General features: G+C 58.3%; 2 protein-coding genes and 1 pseudogene. All 3 read right to left on the minus strand.

All coding sequences use genetic code 11. From position 1 onward, the window contains the following. A pseudogene (locus ACOVRA_RS14330) lies at positions 1–1,406 on the minus strand (conjugal transfer protein TrbE); the annotation flags it as partial. Positions 1,407–1,475: 69 nt separating this feature from the next. Then, a complete protein-coding gene (locus ACOVRA_RS14335; protein ID WP_421720890.1) occupies positions 1,476–1,751 on the minus strand; it encodes a VirB3 family type IV secretion system protein in 276 nt (91 codons plus the stop codon). 31 nt (positions 1,752–1,782) lie between these two features. Next, entirely contained in the window at positions 1,783–2,115 is a 333-nt protein-coding gene (locus ACOVRA_RS14340) for a TrbC/VirB2 family protein (protein ID WP_421720891.1), read from the minus strand. Positions 2,116–2,465 lie beyond the last annotated feature (350 nt).

The following is a 2,465-nucleotide window of genomic DNA, read 5'->3' on the forward strand; positions in this document are numbered from 1 at the left end:
GGGTAGCGCAGCCATTGCAGCGCCATGAAGGCCAAAAGCGCTGACTTCCCAGCCCCGGTTGGCCCAACAATCATCGTATGTCCGACATCGCCGACATGAAGGGCAAGCCTAAACGGTGTTGCTCCGGAAGTTTCTGCGATCAGCAGCGGCGGACCATTCAGGTGCGTGTCGCGGGTCGGGCCTGCCCAGACTGCCGAGATCGGCAGAAGATCGCACAAGTTTAGCGTTGAGAGCATAGGCCGACGCACATCGGCATAGGGTTCGCCGGGGATGGACCCAAGCCAGGCTTCGACCGCGTTCAAATCTTCGGTGCGCGCCACAAAACCTTGGGCGTTGAGCGCAGCTTCCACCGCTCGGGCTTTCTCGACCGCCCGGCCTTCATCCTTGTCCATCACTGTGACCGTCAGCGTCAGCCAGCCAAAAGCGCAGACCTCAGCACCCAGAGCCTCCAGCGCCCCATCGCATTCATCAGTCTTGGCGGCAGCATCAGTATCGACAAGCGGCACATCTTCTTTGGTGATCGCCTCACGCATGAGCGTGCCAATGCCCTTGCGTTTCGCAAACCAGCGCTTGCGCAGGCGCAAGAGCTCACTTTCAGCCCCGGCTTTGTCGAGGGCTATCCAGCGACCGACCCAGCGATAGGTGAAAGGCAACTGGCCAAGGGCATCGAGCAGTCCAGGCAGGGTTTTCGCGGGGAACGAGCGGATACCCACAACACGGAGATGCTGATCACCGAGCTTGGGGGCGATACCGCCTTCGAGGGCTGTGTCAGCCAATTGGGCATCAAGAAACACTGGGGTTTCTGGCACTTCAACCTGATGATGCTTGGGGCTGATGCACTGATGCAGATAGGTCAGCGTGTCTTGATCCGACATCAATCGCGCTTCGGGCAAAGCGTCGGCCATCAAATCAACCAGAATGCCGATCTCGCGCTGGAATAAAGCCAAAGTCTCGCGCCAGTCGCGATTGTTGGCAACCCGGTTCTCAAACAGAAAGGTCTCTGCCTTGCGGGTATCGTCCGCTGGTGGCAGCCAGGTCAGGGTTGCGACATGATCAGTCTCGAAGGCGGCACCTGCCTGATCGAAAAGCGCCTTGCGTTCCTGATCAATGAGCCAGCCGACCGGGTTCTCGGGTTGCTGATCGGGATAGGAATCAGCCACCCGGCGACGGGCTTCCATATGCAGGCACCAGCCCGTTCCCAAGCGCTTGAGCATATTGTTGAGCCGGGCGCGGACCGCCATCAGCTCTTCAGGCGTCGAGCTTTCCAGATCAGGCCCACGAAACTTCACGCAGGCCGAGAATGAGCCATCTTTGTTCAGGATCACGCCGGGTGCAACCAGTGCCGCCCACGGCAGATGATCGGCCAGTGTGATGGGTTTGGTGCGGAACTCGTCAAGAAAGCGCATGGGATCTCACTCCCGGGGTCACGGCCCCCGTGGCTGTTGGATTTGCAAATGAGTTGGATGGATGAGGGCTCAGGCCCCAAGATGTCCGGGCAAGGTCAGATGACGCCTGAGGACATCCAAAAACCGGGCGTCGGCTTTGGCAAACCAAAGACCAAGCGCATGCGCCACACCCCACCAGATGAGGCCGAGCCACCAAAGCTTAAGTGCGAGTCCCAGAACCAGAGCGAGTGTGCCCATTAGGATCGCATATTCACGCGGTAAGCCTGCCATAAGGATGGGTTGGGTGAGTGATCCGGCCAAGGGCAGTTCAAAGCCTTCGGGCCGATCAGGATGAAAAGCACTCATGGAGCTGCCCCCTTTGTCTTAGACTATGATCTCAGCCGATGGTTGCACCACCGCCAAAACCAAAGAAGCCCATGAAGAAGCTCGCGGCTGCAAAGGCGATCGCCACCCCGAACAGGATTGAGACGCCGCGTCGCAAGCCAGAACCACTTTCAGAGAAAGCGACGCCCAGACCAAAGATGGTTACCGCGATCACCCCGCCTGCTTGGGCCACAGGGCCAGTGAAACTGTCGACGATTTGTTGGAGTGGTCCCTCCCACGGCATGCCAGACCCACCAGCAAAGGCCGGGGTATATGCCAGCGCCAAAGCAGCGCCAGTTGCAAGGGAGGTCAGGATAGTCTGACGGGAAGAAGTGCCTTTCTGCATTGGTTTGCTCCATTCTGGGACTCTAAGTGCCCCTGTGGATAAGTATGCAGATGGCGTGCCAACTTAAGGAAGAAAACTATATTATATTAGTGGCTTAGATGGTTAATTGTGTTGGCCCATATGGTCTCGCCGGGCCTCTGAAATCAGGGTCCGGTTGGGCGGGCGCGTAGTGGCGCCAGTGCGGTTTCAAGTGCGCATGATATGGGCGGATTTACCCATAAGCGCGTGTCAGATAGCCACCATCCTTATCTCCCGTAACATGCATGAGGTCCTCCACACGCCGACCATCACGGGTCCGGGCAATGTGGATGACAAGATCAATCGCCTGACCAATGGCGCGCCGAGGAATA

It is taken from the genome of Aquidulcibacter sp. (genome assembly GCF_049239865.1).
In the GTDB taxonomy this organism is placed as follows: Bacteria; Pseudomonadota; Alphaproteobacteria; order Caulobacterales; family Aquidulcibacteraceae; genus Aquidulcibacter.

Coding starts and splice junctions, on each gene's coding strand:
- ACOVRA_RS14340 (WP_421720891.1), bottom strand. CDS start 2,115: ATGCAGAAAGGCACTTCTTCCCGTCAGACTATCCTGACCTCCCTTGCA.
- ACOVRA_RS14335 (WP_421720890.1), bottom strand. CDS start 1,751: ATGAGTGCTTTTCATCCTGATCGGCCCGAAGGCTTTGAACTGCCCTTG.